The organism is Paenibacillus sp. J22R56 (assembly GCF_056269375.1).
In genome coordinates this window covers 688,488-709,802 of the sequence record NZ_JBWDNV010000001.1, presented here as the reverse complement: position 1 = coordinate 709,802, position 21,315 = coordinate 688,488, and the positions used below count along the sequence as shown (strand labels likewise).

The window sequence follows — 21,315 nt, the reverse complement described above, 5'->3', positions numbered from 1 at the left end:
AGTTTTGAAAGCGTTTTCTGTTTTGCTATCATTTGTGCTACTGACAGGAGGTTTTGTGTTGCCGTTTCCTGATAAAGCGTCAGCAGCGGTTGGTCCAATTACGGTTAATTTAACGGAAACGCAAGAGGCGTTCAAAAATCCATTAAAGGGATTTAGGCCAACCCGGTTCATGAATGACACTAGTTTTTCAGATCAAGAGTACGGGACTGTGTTTAAGCACTATATCAAATACACCGATCTGGAGAATGCGGCATCCGACTCCGTCCAGAAGATTAAGGATTGGAGCAATACGGCCTGGACAGGGATTGAAAATCAAAATAAAAAGGTCATCCCTCGCGTGTTTATCGTCTATCCGAACGGAGGAGAATATTGGCCGGAAGGCGTCCCTCATGGAGATGTGACTACACAATGGACGACGGAAACCTTGAAGAATCGTCTGACAGCTTTTATCCAGAAGCTTGGTCAAGCTTGGGATAATGATCCGAGAGTCGCCTATGTCGAGTTAGGTTTATGGGGGAATTGGGGAGAGCATCATATTTGGCCAGATAAGCTTGCCGACGGGACTGACCGGATGCCGCTCACCTTCCAGACCGCGTTAGGTGACGCTGCTACGCAAGCTTTTCAGAACAAAAAAGTTCAAGTGCGTTATCCCGATACCTTCACAAATTATAATTTCGGCTTCCTATGGGATTCATTCGCATTAATCGATGATCTGTCAGGAGGAGAAGGCATTGTTGCAAGAAATGTTTGGAGAACGCAAGTTAACGGCGGCGAGGTTGCCTATGATTGGGGGCAAAAGCAAATTCAGCCGGGTGATTCTCCCAATGACACGTTAAGCGATCCGAACCATCGGAACTACGTCATCGACTGGATCAAAAAAACACATACAACAAGTCTGGGATGGATTGATCTGTACGATGCAGGCAATGCCGCTGTCGCCCAAGGTGCTACATTGATGCAGAAGGAATTTGGTTATCAATTCGTCATCAACCAGGCTACATATTCCGGTAGCGTGCAGCCAGGCGGGTCGATGAATGTTTCCTTCTCCGTTGTGAACAAAGGGTCGGCACCGTTCTACTATAACTGGCCTTTGGAAGCAAGCTTGCTGAGAAGCGATCGTACAGTAGCTTGGAAAGGCATATTCAATGGTGCTGACATTCGGAACTGGATGCCAGGTGACGACTGGAACAGCACGACCCGTCAATACAATCAAGCGCCAGCCGTTCAACAAGTTTCCGGTGCATTTACCATCCCATCTAATATGCCTGCGGGAACATATACCTTGGCACTTTCCATTCTTGACCCATTTGGCTATAAGCCAAGCGCTAGATTTGCCAATACGAACTACTATACAGGCGGCAGAACTCCGCTTGGTAAAGTGGGAATCGGTATGGATCCCGCTGATCAAAATATCGGGCCATTCAATCTGTTGAAGCCAGATAATACGCTCTCGTATAACCTGACCCAAACAGCATATGATGGCGGCTATAGTGGCGGCGGAAGCACAGATACTCAGGCACCAAGTGTTCCGGGGAATCTGGCAGTAAGCGGCACGACTTCGAGTAGTGTCAGTCTGACATGGTCGGCTTCAACCGATAACGTAGGCGTGACCGGTTATGATATTTACCGTGGAGGCGTATTGGCAGGCTCTGCGACAGGCACTGCCTTTACGGATACGGGACTTAGCCCTAGTACAAATTACAGCTACACCGTCAAAGCCAAGGATGGGGCGGGGAACACATCCAGTGCAAGCAGCTCTGTAAGTGCGACCACTAGCGCTTCCGGAGTAGGAGGTACATCAACGGCCTATGAAGCAGAGGCTGCTGCTAATACACGGACTGGAGCGGCGGTTATTTCCACTTGCAGCACCTGTTCAGGAAGCTCGAAAGTCGGGTATGTCGGCAATAATGACGGTACTTTACAATTCAACGGAGTGAGTGCGTCAGCAGCAGGAATGTATACAATGACCGTTTCTTACCTCAGCGGCGAGGCGCGTTCCGCTCAAATACGTGTGAACGGCGGTTCAGCTACAACACTCAATATGCCGAGCACAGGAAGTTGGACAGCAATTGGCACCGTTACGACGCAAGTACAGTTGAATGCAGGCAATAATACCATCCATTTCTCTAATCCAACAGGATGGACGCCTGATTTTGACCGCATTCAGATCAGCGGCGGCGGTAGCACCGGAGATACGCAAGCACCAACTGCGCCAACCAATCTGGGCGTATCTGCTAAAACAACGAGCAGCGTGAGCTTGGCATGGACCGCTTCAACGGACAATGTCGGCGTGTCACAGTATGTCATCTACAGAAACGGAGTTCAAGTCAGCACGTCTACGGCGACTAGCTTTACGGACACCGGTTTGAGTGCCAATACGACATATACGTATACGGTAAAAGCGAAGGACGCAGCTGGCAATCTATCGGCTGCTAGTGCAGGAATTAATGTAACGACCAATGCCGCATCCGGAGGAACATTGCTGGTAGATAACTTTGACAACTCGCCGAGTTGGCCGGGAAGCAATGACCTCGGCAAATGGGCAGGCGCAAACAGTTTCTTAAATAATGCAGGCGTTATTGACTCAGGGGCATTAAAGCTTGAGTATAACAATAACGGATGGTTTGGCACGGATATTACTCAAAACATCGGCAGTTACACCAAGATGATCATTCGCATCAAAGGTGCAAATGGCGGCGAGCAAAGTCATATGCAGCTCACGCTTGGCGGAGTAACTCAGACACTGGCGGATTTCAGCGGGGATACGGTTACAACGAGCTACAAGGATATTGCTATTAATTTGGTGTCAAAAGGTGTAGATCGCACCACCCCTGGACAATTGACGATGACATTTTGGCACGGAGGCAACAGTACCGTCTGGATAGACGAGATTCGTTTCGAATAAGTAACGTTCTAATCGCGAGGGGATTAAGTTAGCGACTTTGGGTTACTAATTTAACGAAAAGGTTAAAGGCAGACGGAGCATTTAAATGATTCTGGAGAAGCGTCAGCGTTCGCTTTTGTGAAGGGATTCCAACCTTACCTCGTTGATTCAAAGGAATCCCTGAGCAATGGCGATCGGAAGAACATTTAAATGCGCAGGCTGTTGTCTAACCCAAATAAAAAAGGGTCTGCCCATCGTCATTTTATGACTTTGAGCAGACCCTTTTTTATACTGCAGTATCGCTTAGGGAGGATGGTGCAAAAGATTGTCGGAACAGCTTCATGTCTACAACGGCGCCGCCATTCAGCCTGGAATCCTCTGCAGCAAAGGCCATGAGATGACTTTCCAGTGAGGCTTGTGCTGAGGTCAAGGTATCGATATATCGCTCATTACGCAGGTCGGACACAAATTGCCGCATGATCCCGTCGTCGCCTCCTTGATGACCGCTTTTGCTGACTGGGATTTGAGTGACAGACTGCATGCCGGTTGAAAACTCAAATAGATCGATAGTGCCGCTTAGTAAATCGCCGCGAATTTCTCCTTTGGTTCCCATCACTTGGACGATCCGATTCATATCACGCGTAAATCCGCTCATGCTGAACATAACGGTAACGCCATTCTCGAATTCCATGTTTACCGTTTGATGGTCGACGACATTATTATCCGTCCGATAGACACATTTGCCATAGGGACCTCCCAGTATGGCGTTCATTCTATTTGCTTCGGTAGGCGGATCGGCTATGAGTGCTGCAAAAGGGTTAGTTTCAATGTCTTGCATATAAAATCTTAATGCCGAATAGGGACAGGTAGATTCTACTTCACAGCCATCTGTACATCGGTCAGTCGAGCCCTCCGGCGCATTGTCGATCCGGAAGTGGCTTAACGAACCAAAGGAACTAACCTTCGTACAGTCTGCATCAACAATCCAGCGAATCAGATCCATGTCGTGGCAAGACTTGGCCAATACCATTGGACTTGAAAGAGTGTCGTTCCGCCAATTGCCTCGTACAAAGCTATGTGCGTAGTGGAGGTAGCCGACGTTTTCGTTATGTTGAATGGACATGACGTCTCCGATCGAGCCATCACTGATGAGCTGCTTCATTTTTTGCCAGAAAGGTGTATATCTCGAAACATGACAGATCGAGAGTAAGCGCCCCTCTTCACGGGCGACGGCCTCCATTTCGACGCACTCATTCGGATTGTTGGACATGGGCTTTTCTAGAAGGACATGATAGCCCTTTCTAAGAGCGGCAACCGTAGGTTCGAAATGCATCTGATCCTGCGTACAGATAAGGAGCGCATCGCAGAGTTTGGGCTCATTCAAAAGCTCTTCCCATGTGGAATAAAGCTTCTCTGAAGTTAGGTTTAGGGCTTCCGCAAATCTCATTCTTCTCTCTTCGTTTGGTTCGGCAACGGCGACCACCTCTACCTCGCGGGGAAACCTCTGAACATACGGCATATAGGACAAGAAACCTCGTGCTCCTGCTCCTATTACAGCTAGTTTGATTGTTTTCATAAGCTGATCTCCTCAAAGTAACGATTTATATTTTTCGATACCATGGCAACCGGGAAAGAGGTGCACTCACTTCGATCTGTGCAGGGCCTTCAACTATGCTTTCGTCGTCACCGAGCCATCGACCTTCCGGGAATTGAATCACTCGAGTTCTCTGTCCCTTCATTAACACCGGAGCTACCAGAATGGAGTCGCCAACCATGAATTGATCTTGAATCGAATGATAGCCTTGCTCTGGGAAAACAAATTCCAAACTGCGCAGAATGGGAAATCCATCTTCAGCAGCTAGGCTCGCAAGCTCAAAGAGATGAGGACCTACCTTCGTTCGAATCTGTACAGCGTTCATACACCAGGATAATTCATCTCCATTTAGTACACGCCAAGGCGCCATGGAGAACTGCATCACTGGGAATAAAGCCGAGCATTGAACAAAACGGATAAAGAGCTCAGAATCAAAACGGAAATCTGGTGAATTAATGTCACCATCCATCCCGCCGCCAATCATATCCGGACAATTATAGGCATATCCCATCAAGCCTTGGGCGATGGCATTAGGGATTAATCCCCCAAGTCCAGTTGCATCCCATGTGTGCGTTTTATCGCGTTGCCGCTGAATGAGTGCTTGCCCTCCGAGTTTCCAGCACATGCGCAGCTCGCTAAGTGAATATCCGATTCCGAGCCGGGCATAGCATTCGCAATCCTCCATTGGAAGGATAGGACGTGACCATTCGACATCCTGGGAAACGTCATCCAATAGGCCTGGCAGCACAGGCTCACCTGCGTCCAGCTTAAAGCCGTCAACCCCGTAATCATCAATCAGCCTGTCTAACTGCCGCTTAAACCATGCGGATCCTTCTGTGGTTGTATAGTCAACGATCGCACTGTACCCATTCCACCATCTCCTTAGGACAGGCTTGCCATCAGCATGCTTCATTAATAGGCCTTTGTCGCGTAATTGCCGGAAAGTAATACTGTCGGGACTTACATACGGGCATACCCAAAGCATGATCTTGAACCCCAATTCGTGCAAGGAATGGACCATCCCGGCAGGGTCAGGGAATCGATGCTTCTCAAAGTCCCACGTTCCGTAGTCTTGCATCCAGTTATCGTCAATGATTAACACACCTGGAGGGAAGCCGTGCTCAATAATAGATCTCGCGTAATTAAGAAGTTTGTCCTGTGTTGGTTCATAGAACATTTCTACCCAAGTGCAGTATTGCGGTGCCATAAAGGCTAGTTTGTCAGGCGTAACGCCGGAAGGCGGGAAATGGTTCATGCATGCATGCTGATATGCACCTTGAAGAGTAATATGACCCTCCTCAACCTTAATCTTCTGTTTGTGGTCGATTGTAACGGTTCCCTCATTAAAGGAGAACGCAAACGGTTCTTCACTCCAAATATATCTTCCTAGATTAGAAAGTAATAAGGGGGAAGCTTGGTTATCGTCCGTCAAACGCAAGTCTCGCGAATGCGGCCCGTCGCCAAACGGCATAAGATGTCCTTCATTTATAACGCCTCCCCACCAGAATTCTCCTGGCTCTCTTTGCAATACAGTAATCGTCATCGCAGACACTCCCAATCTGTGTTATGAAATAATTTGCGCAATTATTTACTGATATTATGGAGGAATATGTAATCGAATGCAAACCTTTTTTCATCTTAACAATTAGGCATGTAATCTTAAAAAAGGGGCATTTAAAGCGGTTATACATATCGATTACACTAAACATGTAAAGAGGCAAAACAATTTGCATTTACGCAAATTTTTGCCTAAACACTCAAATTCATTAGGGGGATGTCAAATGGTGAAGAGAAACAAATTTTCATTCATGTTAGTGGCTGTGATGATGGTTTTATCTTTAATCACTGCAGCATGCGGCAACAACTCGAACAACAGCTCGAACAACAAACCGAGTAACAAACCAGGCAACAGTGCAAGCAACAATGCCGGGGAAGCGACTGAAGCTCCTAAAAAGAACGTCACGCTTACCTATGCGATTTGGGATAAAATTCAACAGCCAGCGATGGAAGCCATTGCGACAGAGTTTACAGCTCAAAATCCAAATATTAAGGTGAAGGTCGAAGTCATCCCATGGGGCGATTATTGGACAAAAATGTCGGCTGCTGCTCCTGCAGGAACATTGCCTGATGTTTTCTGGATGCACGGAGGTCAATTCGCTACCTATGCATCTGGTAAATTCCTTGAGCCGATCACAAGTAAGGTAGAGGCTGGAGAAATTGATCTGAATAACTATGCTGCGAATCTTGCTTCCATTTATACGCTGAACGGCGAGAACTATGGTATTCCTAAGGATTTTGACACAATTGGTTTGGCCTATAACAAAGAACTGTTTGATCAAGCGGGCATTGCGTATCCAGACGACACTTGGACATATGCAAAGCTAGCTGAGGTTGCTAAACAACTGAGCCAGCCTGATAAAGGCATTTATGGTTTCGGAGCGAAGATGGACACGCAAACCGGCTATTGGAACGATATTTTAGCTAATGGCGGTAAAATTATTGCCGATGATATGAGCAAGTCGGGGTACGATGAACCGGCAGCAATCGAAGCTTTGCAAGCTCGTTATCAAATGACGGTTGACGGAGCTTCTCCAACTCATCAACAACTGACGGATATGGAAGCAACTGAAATGTTCAAATCCGGCAAATTGGCGATGATCTTCGACGGATCCTGGCGGATCAGCGATATTGATAGCAGCGATATTATTAAGGGGAAATGGGATTGGGCGAAATTGCCTATGGGCAAAGTGAAAAGAGCTAATATCATCAACGGCCTTGGCAACGTTATGGCTGCAAGCGGTAAAAACAAAGAAGAGGCTTGGCAGTTCCTTAAGTTCCTGGGATCCCAAAAAGCAGCAGAAATTACAGCTCAAATGGGTGCAGCTATACCGGCATTCAACGGTACACAAGATGCATGGCTGACTTCGAGACCATATTTGAATCTGAAAGTATTCACGGAGCAAGTAGGAGATGCAACCCCTTATCCGAGTGGTTCGATGGCGTATCCGGTATGGTTCGCGAAAGAGCCTGAGATTATGTCCCAAGCATGGGGCGGAGCGATCTCGGTAGAAGAAGCTGCGAAGAAGGTTGCTGAGATGATGAATCAAGCAATCGCGGATACAAAGTAAGTACTGACCAAAAGGACAGTGATTCAGGAGACGTTCCTAGCGATTAGGAACGTCTCGAATGAATAGGGAGTGGTGAATTTGAATTCCAGAAGCAAATATGTGTGGGCCTATTTCATGATTGCGCCAACTCTCATAGGCACATTGGTTTTCTGGGGTTGGCCGGTTGTTCAATCGATTTTGCTGGGATTCCAGCATTCTTCAAATTTCGGAACCGTTAACCATTGGGTTGGATTTGATAACTATGTCAAGTTAGTTCATGACAAAGAGTTTTGGCAGAATTTACGTAACACCCTGCTTTATGTGGCTATGTTTGTGCCCGTTACACTCGTGCTCTCTACCTTGTTTGCTGTTCTGCTAAATACGAAGGTCAAAGGGGTTTCCCTTTATCGTGTTATTTTTTTCTTGCCTCAAGTGACCATGCCTGCCGCGGCAGCGATGGTATGGGTAGTCTTGTTCGCTAAGGACTTCGGACTTATCAACCATTTATTGGGGACGCATGTTGCATGGCTGTCTAATGGCAATTATGCCATGATCGTGCTCGTTATCGTTGGCGTGTGGGGGGCCATCGGCATGAATATGCTGCTCGTTCTCGCAGGCTTGCAAGGAATACCGAAATCCCTTTATGAAGCGGCAGATATTGACGGCGCCAAGCGATTTAACAAGTTTCGCTTTATTACGATTCCCATGTTAACGCCAACCTTGTTTTTCACAAGTATTATTCTATTAATTGGAGCGACGCAAATCTTCGACTCTATCTATCTGATTATCGGAAAGACGAATGTTGCGCTTCCGTCGGTTCGCTCGCTTGTATATGCCTATTACCAAAACAGCTTCATTTATAATGATCGCAATTATGGCGCTTCCATTATCAACGTATTACTGATGATTAACCTTGCGCTGACAGGCATTCAATTTGCATTCCAGAAAAAATGGGTCTACTACGACTAAGGGAGGGGAGACCTAACTATGCACAGCTTATCGCCTAGGAAGATCAATCTGGTTGTTCATATCATTCTTATTATCAGCGCCATCGCTATGCTTGTTCCATTTGTATGGATGGTACTGACTTCGCTGAAGACAACGACGGAGGCTACGCAAATTCCGATCCGTTATTTTCCGGATGCTCCTAGCCTTAGAGGATATATTGAGGCAATCAAGCAATCGGAGTTTCCGCATTATTACCTCAATACGATTATTTCAGCGGTAATGAAGACCGTGTTTCCGGTTATTTTTAGTTCAATGGCGGCGTATGCCTTCGCTCGAATAAAGTTTCCAGGAAGTTCCTTTCTTTTTGTTTTGCTTCTCTCGGTCATGATGGTGCCGAATCCTGTTTTCTATACGCCGCAATACATGATGATGAGTGACTTAGGACTCGTCAATACCGTTACTGCTCTTTGGATTTGTTCATTGATCAGCCCTTTTGCTACTTTTCTGCTAAGGCAATTTTTCATGGGCATATCGAAGGAGTTGGAAGAAGCCTCCGTTCTGGATGGCTGCAATCCGTTCCAAATTTATTGGCATATCATGCTTCCTTTAGTTAGGTCGGCTTTGGTAGCTATCGTTATTATTCAACTGCAGTGGGCTTGGAATGAACTGCAATGGCCGCTTATTATTAACAGCTCTCCAGAGAAGATGACCTTATCATCAGGCATAGCGACGTTGGTGTCTATGTTTGGAACAGATTACCCGGTGTTAATGGCAGGTGCCTTTATGGCGGTAGTTCCGATGATTATTCTCTTCTTTATATTCCAAAAGCAATTTATTGAAGGGATTGCCTTCAGTGCGACAAAAGGTTAATAGGTATCCGGACTTCTGTGAGTCCGGATTAACTTGCTGCGCATTGACAGCGCTTTCAAATTTGAAAGGAGAATTTTGATGAAACGATTATCCGTGCAAGAACTTAGGAAATCATCATTAAAAGTGATGCTCATTGTAAGCTTGCTATTGAGCACGTTCTTTGGGAATAGTTCAAGCAGAGTAAGTGCGGACCCAGCCCCGGCTCTGGCGAGTGTACCAACGAATCCCTATCCGAGCCCTGCGGTGGATAGTGCTCTAACCAAGCATGACCTGACCTATGCCCCGAGCCCGCTGGACAATCCGTTAAAAGGCTTTGCCCCGTTCTATCCGTGGGAAACGGAGACCTCATTCCCCCACAGCTTGGAATGGTATTATATTCCGCTGAAGGCGGTAATGAATGGCCCGGATTCCTATACCTTTGATGCAGGGCTTGAGCCAGCGCTAAATGCCATTGCGGCAAGAGGGAATCAGGCAGCGATTAGAGTCTATTTGGAGTATCCGGGTAAAGAGGATGCTATACCGGCGTTTATTCACGACAGCGGTGTTGCCATGCGTCATAATGACACCTTTAACCAGGACGAACCTGATTATGACGATCCGTTAATGGTAACGTATTTGACGAACTTTATTAAAGCTTTTGGCGCAAAGTATGATGGTGACCCGCGTATTGGATTTATTCATATGGGCCTCGTTGGTTTATGGGGGGAGTGGCATACTTACCCTTATGATGAGGATGATGCAGACGGGCTGCCGAACTACATGCCAAGTGCAGATACAATCGAAGAACTTTTCACCGCATATGATACGGCTTTCGATCAAACGAAGTTAGAGGTCCGATATCCTGGCCTGCCTGGCGCATCGGAATACAATATGGGCTATCACGACGACTCCTTCGGATATAAGGAAGGTGATCCGCTGCAAAGCGTAACGCAGCCTGAGAGTATGGGCGGAGCCTATTATTCGTTCTTAACCAAGATGCTGGAATTTGGTTCGGAGAACAAATGGATAACGGAATCGGTTGGCGGTGAAGTGCGGCCAGAAATTCAGAGCAATTTCTTTGCTGGCGGCTCTAATGTGGATGATGCTATGGATGATATTGAACTTACTCATGCGACGTGGATGATCAACCAAGGTGGTATCAGCAACTATGATACTAACAATGCAGCCGTTGCCGCGGGCGTGAGAAAGATGGGCTATGACTTGAATGTGAAGAGCTCCTACTATAATGATGTTGCTCAAGGTGACCCGCTTAAGGTTGGCGTAACCATTCAGAATAATGGTGTTGCACCGTTCTCTTATCCTTGGAAAGTAGAGCTGGGAGTTAAGAGTGCATCGGGTAAGCTTGTTAAACAGTGGGATACAGCATGGGATATGACAAAGGTTATGCCTTCGGAGATCAGAACGTATCCCGAATGGAATGTATCTGGCGATCCGAAATATGTCTCATTTGGCGAGCCCTATTATTTTGATACGATAATTGCTGAACCAGACTTAAATGACGGTTACTACTATTTAGTGATGAAGGTCGTTAATCCATTAGAGGATATTAGCAATAAGGCGAAAAAGGTAGGATTTGCGAATACGAATCAAGACAGTGCAGGTTGGCTGAATTTGGGGCCAGTACGAGTAGGGGATTGCACTTCACCTTGTTCGGAGCCTCCAACTTCACCGCCGGCGCCGCCAAAGCGCTTACTCGTAGATGATTATGACGGTACGCCAGCCTGGTCTGGAGAGACTGCAAATGATCTGAACCAATGGACCGGATCTAGCCATTTTGCCAATGGGAATGGCGCTGGTGTTGTTGAGAATGGCGCATTAACGCTGCAATATCAGAATATGTCACGCATGGAGACCAATATCGGACGAAATCTTACAGATACAAGTAAGCTGGTCATCCGTGTGAAAGGGGCCGCTGGAGGCGAAGAGAATCAGGTTAATGTCAGTATTGGCGGCGTGACGAAAACACTTGGTCAATTCAGCGGCGATACGATAACAACAAGCTATAAGGACCTTGTTATCGACTTGCCTGCTCAAGGAGTGAATCTATCGCAAACGATCTGGAGCATTGCGATCTCACAAGCTGCTTGGGATACTACAGGGACAATCTACGTGGATGAAATCTACTTTACCGATAAGTACGAATCGGATACCGATCCAGGTACGGATCCAGGCACCGATCCAGGCACCGATCCTGGTCCAGGTTCTGGTTCTGACAAACCGGGGCTCATAGACGATTTCGAATCCTATGCAGATAACGCTGCTCTTGGGCAAGCATGGACGGAAGCATGGTCCGACAAACCGGGCTCTGTTACAAGAGCACTTGGAGAGTCGAGCGGAAGCAAGGGCTTAAAGCTTTCGACCGCAATCGCTGATTCGGAGTGGTCGAATATCATTCATTCCATCCCTTCAGACAAGAGAGAGTGGTCCAAGTATGACGGGCTAAGCTTCTGGGTGGACAATACAACCAACGATAATAAGGATTTCAGCTTAAATGTAGCGCTTCAAACGCCTGTTGCGAAAGGCGAGTTTGGCTTGAAGGAAGGCGGGCATGCCTTAACGATCTCACCTGATGGAAGCTGGCACCCAGCAGCATTTAATGGAAGCTCGCTTAATGTTCCTGCAGGATTCAAAGGTGTCGTGAAGATTGCTTGGGATCAATTCGTTCAATCCGCATGGCAGTGCGACGGTGTTCAGGCAGACTGCGCAGCCGCGCTTGATCCAAGCGAAGTAACCGGACTTCAGTTCGGATACCCGCCAGCGGGTTATAGTCATAACGTCATCACCATCGATGACATCATGCTCTACCGGGCAGATAAAATATTGGATGATTTCGAATCTTATACAGATGATGCAGCGTTGCAAAATATCTGGAAGATAGACTGGGAATCCGGAGAGCCGTCTACCCTTCGTGCGATTGACCATGTGAATGTCTCGAATGGCAGTCAAGCGATGAAGTTTTCTGTTTCTCCTCCTCCGGGCAAAACGACATCCGATTGGGTAAACATTAAACGCGTGGCATTTAATGGGACGGATTCAGATTGGTCTGCATTTGACGGACTCACATTCTGGGTCAACAATACGTCGCCAAGCAGCAAAGCTATGGACCTGAATATCTCGCTGGTTACAGATGCTCCTAAAGGCGAATTTTCCTTAAAACAAGGAGGAACCGTACAGTTCTATCAAGCTGCCGAAGGATGGAAATCAACCACTCTTGGTGGAGGCTCCCTATCCATCGCTGCAGGTTACAAAGGAATGGTTCGAATTCCTTGGAGCGCATTCGTCCAATCGTCATGGCAAGGCTGCGACGCTTGCGACGCTGCGTTTGACGCGAGCAAGGTTCTTCAAATTCAATTCGGCTTTGGTCCAAAAAATCAATCTGACAATGTTCTCAGCATTGACCAGATTAGCCTCTATGCGTTAGCCGGCAGAACCAGCGGATCAGGAGGAGGCTCAACGACAGAGCCTGTTGACCATCCGGCTCCGCCAGCTTGGGCAACATCTGCAGGAACAGATGCGCTTACGTATCAAAGTGCACCTGTAGACAATCCGCTCAAGGGCTTCCTTCCTTTCTATGATGCAGCGGAGGAATCTTATTTCACGGAGGGCGATGATTGGAGAGACCAGCCAACACAGCTGCCTTACAGCATGGAGTTCTTCTATTTGCCGCTTAATAAGCTGATGAACAACCTGAATGATTTTAATTGGACGGAGCTGGACAAACGGCTTGATGCAGTAGCGTCCAGAGGTAATCATGCCGTATTTAGGGTCTATCTGGACTATCCGAATAAGCCTTCGGGTATACCGCAATTCCTGTTAGATGAAGGGCTGGAGACGTATGCCTATTCGGAATACAACAATGGTAAGGACGCCACGAGTCTAGCGCCTGATTATAATGATGAACATTTGATGGAAGCTTTGGACAATTTCATTGGGGCGCTTGGAGCACGTTATGACGGCGATCCTCGTATCGGATCTTTGATGATCGGATTGATCGGCTTCTGGGGTGAATGGCATACGTACCCTTATGATGGGAATATCAAATCACCAAACTTAATGCCAACTGATGTCAATCTGAAGCGGGTTCTTACCGATATGGATGACGCCTTTAACGAAACGCAGCTCGTATTAAGATATCCGATGGATAACAGTACACTCAAAACCAAAGATTTCGATGTTGGCTACCATGATGATTCCTTTGCGTTCCAGACACTCCCGCCAAGTCTTGGAGGGCAAGGCTGGCACTTCTGGGGAAGAGTTAACGACGCAGGGGTAACGGATTTCTGGAAAACAAACAGCATGGGCGGAGAGATGAGACCGGAAATCCAAGTGAAGATGTGGGACAATGATCCGCCAGTGTACAACGAACCATCGACGCCTATCGAAGGTGCCCAAGGTGAAGACTACTACACAAGTCTAAACTTGACCCATGCATCCTGGTTAATTGCGCAAGGAATATTCCAAACTCCGCTGGAGTCTGCGGCACTAGCAAGAGCTACAGAAGGATCACGCAGCATGGGCTATGAATATTATGTGCCCGCAACTTATCTGGACGCATCGGATGGAAGCTTGAAGGTCGGAGTAGAACTTGAGAACAAAGGAGTAGCGCCGTTCTACTACAACTGGAAGGTAGAGCTTGCTGCCCAATCAGAAGATGGAATTGTGAAAGTGTGGGAACCAGGCTGGGATCTGAAGGATGTTCTTCCTAATACGAATGGATTCGATAACAACAAGCTGTTTGAATCCACTAGCAATCCGGAATTAAGTAATGGAAGTTATCAAATATTGATGCGTTACGTGAATCCATTAGAGCAGATCAATGCAGACGCGAAGAAATTCCGTTTCGCTAATGCGGAGCAGAATAGTGATGGATGGCTGAATCTGGGTCGTGTAGACGTATCGAATAGTGCTGCCGCGGCACCAATAAGGGTTACGGGTTTAACGGCGAATACATCGAACCAGATCCAATTGGCCCCGGACTCCAGTGCCCAAATTAGTGTGACAGTAGCACCTGCAGAAGCTAGCAATAAAGGAGTAGTGTGGTCTTCGACAAACACGAAGGTCGCCTATGTATCTGCTACTGGCTTGGTCAAGGCTGTTGGCGTTGGCAGCACCGTGATTACGGCTAAGTCTTCTGACGGTAATCTGGAACAGCAATTCCAGGTGACGGTTGCGTCTGGTTCAACTTCGAACCCATCCACTGGCGGCACATCTTCTGAGCCAGCTCCAGTGTTTACGGAGAACGGAATCAAGCTGGGACAAAATGCGGTAACCATTATTCCATCAACAAATGGCGTAATTGAAGCAACTATTGATTCGAAGAAGCTTCTGGATGCGTTCCAAGCTCTTCATAACAAACCAACTAGTGTTAAATCAAATTCGGTGATTATCGAATTGAAAAACAATGGTGGAAGCGTGAAGGTCAACATTCCGTCATCAGCGCTTGTAGATGCAGGGTTAGACGCATCAATCCTAGTACAGACGGATTTTGGCAGCTACAAGGTTCCTGTCCAATCGTTAGGCCTCACAGCTTTAGCACAAAAGCTAGGCGTGAGCACTGGAGATATGACGATAAGTATTGTCATCGACAAAGTTGCAGGCAAGACGGCGGATCTATTGACTGAACAGGCTGGTAAAGAAGGGCTGAACTTGCTTACGCCTGCTCTGGATTACAAAATCTTTGCTCAAGCAAAAGGACAGTCAATCGAGATAACTAGCTTTGGCAGCACCTACCTCGAGAGAATAGTTATTGTGCCGGGAAGCAATGATCAAGCGAACACGACTGCACTTCTATTCAACCCGGCTACAGGGACATTTACGTTTGTTCCATCGGTCCTTCAAGATAATGGGGGACATACCGAAGTTGTCATCAAACGAAATGGGAATAGCATTTATGCGGTGGTGTCTAGCTCGGATGGCAAAACGTTCGCTGACCTTGATGGCCATTGGGCTCAATCAGATATCGAACTGTTGGCTGCCAAGCGGATTATAAACGGTGAAGCACCTAATCGCTTCTCACCGGACAAATCAATTACTCGTGCAGAGTTCACGGCTATACTTGTTCGTTCCCTTGGACTCAGTGTTTCGAATAAGGCAGCCACTTTTAGTGACGTAGCCAAAGGTGACTGGTTCGCAGATGTGATTGCAACAGCGGTTGATGCGGGAATCGTTAACGGCTATACGGATGGTTCATTCAAACCAAATGAACAAGTCACCCGTGAACAAATGGCTGTTATGCTAGTTAGAGCGCTGAGCTATGTGAACAAAACCGTCGAAGTAAATGAAAATGCTCTTGAGAAATATACGGATAAAGGTTCCATTAGTGCATGGGCTAAACCTGCAATTGCTGAATTACTCACTTCTCAAATTATGAAAGGGAAATCAGACACGACAATCGATCCTGCTGCGTTTGCAAGCCGAGCGGAAGCCGCTGTTATGATCAAACGGTTCTTGCAGTTCGTACAATTTATAAACTAATTTTTGAAGTGAATAAGGAGCACATGACGTTAGTAATCATGTGCTCCTGTTCTATGATGGTAAGCGTATTCACCTTAATAGAATTAGTGTAGACTAGCATTGAGACTCTATGTTGAAGGGGAAGCATTATAAGATGAAGCCTGCTGCTGTAATTGGTAGTGTTGCGATACTTTTCTTATTTCTTATGTACATCTTATTCAACCATTCTAATAGCCCAGGCCAATCACTTTCGCAAGGATCCCATAATACTGATCTAGCGAATAACGAAGTGGAGGACGCGCCAGAATCATTTGTGACGCTAAAAGTGATTATGCCTGGCGACCAGTCGGCGCGTATGGGTGACTTCGCCCAGAATGAATTAAACGAGCGATTGAAGAAAGATTTGAATATGAATCTTGAATTGACGTATATCCCATGGTCGAATTACCAGCAAAAGCTGGAGCTCGCCTTATCAACGGGAGAAGATTACGATTTGTTCTGGTACGGTGCACCATTTGTCTCTGTCTACTCCACGAAAGGTTATATTCAACCGTTAGATGAGCTTCTTGACCAATATGGTCAGGATCTGATTCAACATATCCCCGATGAAAACTTCAAGCAGAACCGGATTGACGGGAAGCTTTGGGCGATACCATCTCAAGCCTTTACGTCCGCCGGGAAATTCTCTTCTGTCATGGTCCGCCAGGATTTGCTGGAGAAGGTTGGCATGACAGATATTAAGACGATCTCAGATTTAGAACAATTTTACCAAAGCATGCATGCGATAGATCCAAGTTATTACGGTTATTTGGAAACCGATCGTGGGCATGAAATGTTGTGGCGTGAATTAACAGATCGCAACTATTCTTCGTTGGATGAGCGAATGTTATTTATGGTGGATGAAGATTCTGGAGAGATGTTAAGCTACGTGGAATCTGATTTATTCAAAAAAGTAGCTCAATTACGTGAGTCATGGGTGAATAAGGGGATTATTGATAAGAATCTAGTAGGTAATCCAGCAGCGAAGATCGACCAGGAGAATGCCGGTAAGCTTCTTTTCCGTGTAGGTGCGGTCTCTAGAGCTATGGAAAATCTGCAAACAGCACGGAATGCCGATCCAAATGCAAGACTCCGTGAGTATTATCTTGCAACGGCGAAACCCAAGTATATTACGACCCCAAGCAATGAAGCCTTTATGATTACCTCCGCATCAAAAAATCCTGAACGCGCGATGATGTTTATGAATTGGATTTTGCATAGCAAAGAAAATTACAATTTTATTATTTATGGGGTAGAAGGCAAGGATTATGAACTGGAAAACGGTAAAATTAAGCAATTGACCAATGATCAGCTGATGTACGAATGGATGTGGCGGAACAAGGACTATTTTATCGCGCCCGCTAGTGTAGAGGACGACATTATCGATGATATGCTGAAAAATGACAAGAACTCTCGCATATCGAAACTTTTTGGTTTTCATTTCAACGAGGCCCCCGTTAAGAATGAAATCGCGCAAGTCATGGCGGTCTATAAAGAGAAATTCGAGCCGATCAATTTTGGACTGGCCAGTTACGATCAATATTATGAAGATGCCCTCGCAGCCCTTAAGAAAGCGGGCTTTGACATTGTTTTTGCTGAATTGAAAAAGCAATTCTCTGAATTTAAGCTCCAGGCCCGAAGTGGAGAGGATAATCCATCATGAGCAGATTCAATATATTCACCAAATTGATAGCTACTTTGTTAATTTTACTTATCCCAATCCTACTTCTATTTGCTGTGTCGAATCGCACAAGTACGGATGTATTAACGGACGAAATTATTAAGGTAAAGCGATATCAGATTGAAACGTTCGCCAATCAATTGGATCAGTTGTTTTTTCGGCTGGATACCTATAAGAAAATGCTGTACGAAAGTACGGATGTACGAAATTTGGCTTATCCTGATTTGCTGGACGATGTCTTAGGTAAATATAGAATTAATCGAACTGTATCTGAAGAAATTAATCGGCTTGCCGGTTATGGGGATTGGAAAGCCGTGATCGCTGTTGTTTATCCGAAGACCCAAATCGTCATCAAAAGCAACTCCAGCTTGAATGCGCTCCCCAAAGAGCTTCCCGCAAAAGATACTTTTTGGCAATACTACTCCGATGCTAATGAGGATTATTTCATGGAGATATTGTCCTATCCTGAGAACTCAGCGGAGTTTGGTGAGGCACATATGAGAGTCGTGCTTAAATTTGGTATAGCAGCACTGCGAAGCGCCTTATCTGAATTTAAAGCAAATGGTTCGGGAGATCCGTTCCTGTACCATCCAGGTGCAGAACCTATTTATAATTATTCGGTTAATGTGAAGCAAATTGACGAATTTTTACCCCGGCTTAAAGAGATCGATCCCTCGAAAGAAAGTGGATACCTGTTACTGAAATCCGATAAGACGAAGTTTCAGGTTCATTATCAAAAGCTGGAATCATTAGATTGGTACCTTGTTGATTACGTACCCATCAGCCATATCATGGCGCCTATTAGTCGGAACCAGACCATGTTTTATGTGATAAGCGGTATGCTTCTGTTTATGGGGGCTTATCTTGCTTTTGTTATGTATCGTAATATACAGATTCCATTCCGTAAGATGATTCGGAACATGAATTTGATCGAAAAAGGGATTTATTCCGTCAGAATGACAGACAAGCCTAAAGGGGAGTATCGGTTTCTTTATGAGCGATTTAACTCCATGGCTTCAAAAATAGAAGAACTGATTGTCGATGTATACAAAGAACAGCTTAGGTCGAAGGATGCAACGCTGAAGCAGCTGCAATCGCAGATCAATCCGCACTTTCTATATAACACGCTTGCTTATATCAAAAGTATGATTGAGCTCAATGAAAATAAAGCCGCCATTTCGATGACCATGAATTTGAGCAAGTATTATCGCTATACGACCAAGACGGGGAACAAGATGGTGCGGCTCCGAGAAGAGCTGGACTTGATTCATTTCTATCTGGAAATCCATTGCATGCTTAGAGATGACTTTGAATTTCATATTGAGATCGATCCGCAGATGGAGGATCTCGAAGTGCCGCGATTAATTGTGCAGCCGCTTGTTGAGAATGTAATTCTTCATTCGTTCAATAATCAACAGGGTTACGGAATGATTCAAATCAGGTGCTGGAGTGAGGATGGGATGAATCATGTAGCCGTTGAGGATACGGGCACTGGAATTGATTATTCAGTAATCGAGTCTATCCGCAAGAAGATCTATTCGAGCAGCGAAGAAATAGAATCCGGGCTAAAAAATGTTCATCAACGACTACGACTAATGTACGGCAGCGACTCAGGCTTGCAGCTTAGCCAATCCCAATTAGGTGGACTTTGCGTCCAATTAAGCTGGAGCAGTAAGGAAAGCGTGTCTTGATTGAAGGGGGAATGAGTGTGTACGAAATATTAATTGTGGATGACCACACCCATTTGGTTGATAGTCTGGCGATTGGGCTTCCGTGGGAGCAAATGGGGATTTCCAATGTCTATAAAGCCTATTCCGGCGAAGAGGCTCTCGAGCTGCTGAATTACCGTTCCGTAGATATTGTGGTGACGGATATCCATATGAACGGAATGTCCGGACTCGAATTGATCGCCCGGATAAATGAGAAGTGGAAGAACACAAAGGCTGTTATTATAACGGGCTATGATGAATTTCAATATGCAAGAGAAGCCCTTCAACAGCAAGTATGCGATTATCTGCTCAAGCCGGTATCAAACGAGGAATTGGAACAAACCCTTCGAAGTATTATTGATCGGATTAAAGAAGAAGGAAATGAGCTGCTCAATCAGCAAAAATTTGCTTACCGTTTCCGGGAAAGTCTGCCCAAATTAAGAGAAATGTTCTTGTTTGATTTGATAGCAGGAAAAAATTACCCCCTATCTGATCTGAAGAATAAGATCCAGTTATATGGTCTTCCCTTTTCTGTTGAAAAGGAAGCTATCCTCTTATGTATGAGAGTAGAGGAGGATTATTCGAATACGGATCTTTATAGTCTCTCGTTGATCGAATATGCCATGTTTAATATCGTGGAAGAAGTTTTTACGAACAAGTTTAATGTGATGTATTGTAAAGATTCGCATGATTATTTGATTTTCCTGGTTCAGGCCAATCAAATAGAACAAGCAGACAAAGCTAGTATAGAAGATTTGGCGAGGCTCTCCCAGCATCAAATCAAATTATATTTAAAGTCTAAGGTTTCCATTGTGCTTAGCAATTGGGGAGCTTTCCCTAAGGACATCATGTCCATGTATCACTCTGCATTATCGATCTATACCGATTACATCGGCTATCAGACGGAAAGCTTTTTTCATGCGACGCAAGAGAAAGAAATTTTTGAAATCCAGCCGCTTGCGGAGCTTTATCGTTCCCATACTTTTATGGAGTTAATTGATTTCGAACAGTGGACGGCATTTGAGACTAAGCTGAACCGGATATTTGATGAGCTTGAAGGTGCAGGCAGCGGAGCTCGTGAATACGGAGTTGAAATCTATGTTACCTTGCTGCAAGCCTACTCCTATTATTTGCACAAGAAAGGTAAACGGATCTTTGATGTGTTTGGAAGAGATATTGAGAAGATGTTGAAAATTGATGCCAGCTGGAGTGTGGAGCCGTTAAAAGAATGGGCCTTCAGCAGTTATGTCCAAATCAAAGCTTACAGCGACAGACGCTCGGACAATATTCGATCAGACTTGATGGAACGCATTCGCCGATTTATACAAGAGAATATTATAGATATCACCCTTCAAACGGTAGCCGATCATGTCAATCTGCATCCCGTGTATGTGTCTAACCTATTCAAACAGGAAACAGGAGAGAATTTCTCGAACTATGTGCTGCGCCTGCGAATGGAGAAAGCGGTTCAACTATTGAAGCACAAGGATTTGAGGATCAGCCAAATTGCGCATGAAGTCGGCTATCAGAAACCGCAGTATTTCATTAAGCTGTTTAAAACGCAATATGGGATGACGCCGCAAGAGTTTAAGAACAGTCTATGAGGAGGACTTATGGCGGGGAGGGTTATTATTTAATGGTATTCGAGAACACCTACCAAAGGCAGATGTTCTCTAAGCTCATTTGGGACGTTAGTTTTTGAATGGTAGGGGTTCACCGTCTATTTTACTCTGAAACAGCGATTTCGCTTTGGTTTGGTTTTTTGCCAATGCTCACTAGTTCGAAAGCTTCTTTAGGAATCCCAAGTTCTAGGGCCTTGTTTTTCTTAATTACCATGGCCTGCTGTAAGCTGGTGGCTTGAAATTCAATTGCAGTGCCAGCTGGATCTTCGAATGAATAGTAGTTCTTCTTGTTTGACATTAACTAAGCGCCTCTCCTTTACTCATATGATGCTGCACTTCGTTGTTATTCTCGCAATAAACCCAACTCATTATGCGCTTCTTATTTAGGAAAATACTTAACCTTAGTTA

The 21,315-nt window shown here is 45.6% G+C and carries 11 protein-coding genes; 8 read left to right on the top strand and 3 right to left on the bottom strand.

Annotated elements, in window-relative coordinates; all coding sequences use genetic code 11:
- Positions 1 to 58: 58 nt before the first annotated feature.
- Entirely contained in the window at positions 59 to 2,905 is a 2,847-nt protein-coding gene (locus AC0YNT_RS03075) for a fibronectin type III domain-containing protein (RefSeq protein ID WP_475803270.1), read from the top strand.
- Positions 2,906 to 3,170: 265 nt separating this feature from the next.
- Here AC0YNT_RS03075 and AC0YNT_RS03070 read toward each other — a convergent pair whose 3' ends face one another.
- Together AC0YNT_RS03070 and AC0YNT_RS03065 are read right to left on the bottom strand one after the other, a co-directional pair.
- On the bottom strand, positions 3,171 to 4,460 hold the full coding sequence (locus AC0YNT_RS03070; RefSeq protein WP_475803269.1) for a Gfo/Idh/MocA family protein: 1,290 nt from the start codon (positions 4,458 to 4,460) through the stop codon (positions 3,171 to 3,173).
- A 25-nt stretch (positions 4,461 to 4,485) separates the two neighbouring features.
- A complete protein-coding gene (locus AC0YNT_RS03065) occupies positions 4,486 to 6,021 on the bottom strand; it encodes a glycoside hydrolase family 31 protein (RefSeq protein WP_475803268.1) in 1,536 nt (511 codons plus the stop codon).
- A gap of 238 nt (positions 6,022 to 6,259) precedes the next feature.
- Between AC0YNT_RS03065 and AC0YNT_RS03060 the strand changes: the two genes are divergently transcribed.
- From AC0YNT_RS03060 to AC0YNT_RS03030, 7 genes are all read left to right on the top strand, one after another.
- Positions 6,260 to 7,606 (top strand): ABC transporter substrate-binding protein, encoded by a 1,347-nt coding sequence (locus tag AC0YNT_RS03060; protein WP_475803267.1) that lies wholly within the window; start codon positions 6,260 to 6,262, stop codon positions 7,604 to 7,606.
- Between the two features lie 72 nt (positions 7,607 to 7,678).
- Complete coding sequence (locus AC0YNT_RS03055; protein WP_475803266.1) at positions 7,679 to 8,554, top strand: carbohydrate ABC transporter permease; 876 nt, start codon at positions 7,679 to 7,681, stop codon at positions 8,552 to 8,554.
- An 18-nt stretch (positions 8,555 to 8,572) separates the two neighbouring features.
- A complete protein-coding gene (locus tag AC0YNT_RS03050) occupies positions 8,573 to 9,403 on the top strand; it encodes a carbohydrate ABC transporter permease (protein WP_475803265.1) in 831 nt (276 codons plus the stop codon).
- Between the two features lie 78 nt (positions 9,404 to 9,481).
- Positions 9,482 to 15,877, top strand: a complete 6,396-nt coding sequence (locus AC0YNT_RS03045; protein WP_475803264.1) for an S-layer homology domain-containing protein — start codon at positions 9,482 to 9,484, stop codon at positions 15,875 to 15,877.
- Positions 15,878 to 16,010: 133 nt separating this feature from the next.
- Entirely contained in the window at positions 16,011 to 17,558 is a 1,548-nt protein-coding gene (locus tag AC0YNT_RS03040) for an ABC transporter substrate-binding protein (protein ID WP_475803263.1), read from the top strand.
- On the top strand, positions 17,555 to 19,267 hold the full coding sequence (locus AC0YNT_RS03035; RefSeq protein WP_475803262.1) for a sensor histidine kinase: 1,713 nt from the start codon (positions 17,555 to 17,557) through the stop codon (positions 19,265 to 19,267). The genes AC0YNT_RS03040 and AC0YNT_RS03035 overlap by 4 nt, the downstream gene beginning before the upstream one ends.
- Positions 19,268 to 19,284: 17 nt before the next feature.
- Complete coding sequence (locus tag AC0YNT_RS03030) at positions 19,285 to 20,889, top strand: response regulator transcription factor (RefSeq protein WP_475803261.1); 1,605 nt, start codon at positions 19,285 to 19,287, stop codon at positions 20,887 to 20,889.
- A 121-nt stretch (positions 20,890 to 21,010) separates the two neighbouring features.
- On the opposite strand, the gene AC0YNT_RS03025 is transcribed toward AC0YNT_RS03030, so the two are convergent.
- Positions 21,011 to 21,205 (bottom strand): hypothetical protein, encoded by a 195-nt coding sequence (locus AC0YNT_RS03025; protein WP_475803260.1) that lies wholly within the window; start codon positions 21,203 to 21,205, stop codon positions 21,011 to 21,013.
- Positions 21,206 to 21,315 lie beyond the last annotated feature (110 nt).